Annotated in this window: 1 rRNA gene; it reads right to left on the minus strand. The window is 56.6% G+C overall.

Annotated elements, in window-relative coordinates:
* Nucleotides 1-22 precede the first annotated feature (22 nt).
* Nucleotides 23-1,521 (minus strand): 23S ribosomal RNA (locus tag ADK57_RS11865); the annotation flags it as partial.

Consider the following 1,521-nt stretch of genomic DNA (forward strand, 5'->3'; position numbering starts at 1 on the left):
AACACAGTGGACGCGAGCAACTGAGGACAAGCCCTCGGCCTATTAGTACCGGTCACCTCCACACGTTACCGTGCTTCCAGATCCGGCCTATCAACCCAGTCGTCTACTGGGAGCCTTACCCCATCAAGTGGGTGGGAATACTCATCTCGAAGCAGGCTTCCCGCTTAGATGCTTTCAGCGGTTATCCCTCCCGAACGTAGCCAACCAGCCATGCCCTTGGCAGGACAACTGGCACACCAGAGGTTCGTCCGTCCCGGTCCTCTCGTACTAGGGACAGCCCTTCTCAATATTCCTGCGCGCGCAGCGGATAGGGACCGAACTGTCTCACGACGTTCTAAACCCAGCTCGCGTACCGCTTTAATGGGCGAACAGCCCAACCCTTGGGACCGACTCCAGCCCCAGGATGCGACGAGCCGACATCGAGGTGCCAAACCATCCCGTCGATATGGACTCTTGGGGAAGATCAGCCTGTTATCCCCGGGGTACCTTTTATCCGTTGAGCGACGGCGCTTCCACAAGCCACCGCCGGATCACTAGTCCCGACTTTCGTCCCTGCTCGACCCGTCGGTCTCACAGTCAAGCTCCCTTGTGCACTTACACTCAACACCTGATTGCCAACCAGGCTGAGGGAACCTTTGGGCGCCTCCGTTACTCTTTAGGAGGCAACCGCCCCAGTTAAACTACCCATCAGACACTGTCCCTGATCCGGATCACGGACCCAGGTTAGACATCCAGCACGACCAGACTGGTATTTCAACGACGACTCCACCTGAACTGGCGTCCAAGCTTCACAGTCTCCCAGCTATCCTACACAAGCCGAACCGAACACCAATATCAAACTGTAGTAAAGGTCCCGGGGTCTTTCCGTCCTGCTGCGCGAAACGAGCATCTTTACTCGTAGTGCAATTTCACCGGGCCTATGGTTGAGACAGTCGAGAAGTCGTTACGCCATTCGTGCAGGTCGGAACTTACCCGACAAGGAATTTCGCTACCTTAGGATGGTTATAGTTACCACCGCCGTTTACTGGCGCTTAAGTTCTCAGCTTCGCCCGACCGAAATCGGACTAACCGGTCCCCTTAACGTTCCAGCACCGGGCAGGCGTCAGTCCGTATACATCGCCTTACGGCTTCGCACGGACCTGTGTTTTTAGTAAACAGTCGCTTCTCGCTGGTCTCTGCGGCCACCCCCAGCTCGAGGAGCAAGTCCCCTCACCGGATGTGGCCCCCCTTCTCCCGAAGTTACGGGGGCATTTTGCCGAGTTCCTTAACCATAGTTCACCCGAACGCCTCGGTATTCTCTACCTGACCACCTGAGTCGGTTTAGGGTACGGGCCGCCATGAAACTCGCTAGAGGCTTTTCTCGACAGCATAGGATCATCCACTTCACCACAATCGGCTCGGCATCAGGTCTCACCCTCATGTGCGACGGATTTACCTATCACACGGGCTACACCCTTACCCCGGGACAACCACCGCCCGGGATGGACTACCTTCCTGCGTCACCCCATCACTCACCTACTA

Source organism: Streptomyces sp. MMG1533 (assembly GCF_001279775.1).
Classification (GTDB): domain Bacteria; phylum Actinomycetota; class Actinomycetes; order Streptomycetales; family Streptomycetaceae; genus Streptomyces.